General features: G+C 38.6%; 1 pseudogene. It reads right to left on the reverse strand.

The features are described 5' to 3' along the window. A pseudogene (locus tag M901_RS00135) lies at positions 1-228 on the reverse strand (coproporphyrinogen III oxidase); the annotation flags it as partial.

Here is a 228-nt window from a genome sequence, read left to right on the forward strand (position 1 = left end):
TGTATTAGAAATGCTTGTCGCACCTAGGCCAATAAGCGTTGATGACTTCGCATCTGTGTAGCCCATAAATGAGCGATGAAGTTTCTTCTTATCAAAGGCTTGATAGAGATAATTTGTTTTCTTGGCAAAGTGATCCATTCCAACTTCATAATAGCCACATTCAAAGAGTGTCTTCTTTCCAGTTTCGTAGAGCTCTCTTTTTAGATTACCAGTTGGAAGAAAGCTTTC

The sequence above is a fragment of the Bacteriovorax sp. DB6_IX genome (assembly GCF_000447775.1).
GTDB lineage: Bacteria > Bdellovibrionota > Bacteriovoracia > Bacteriovoracales > Bacteriovoracaceae > Halobacteriovorax_A.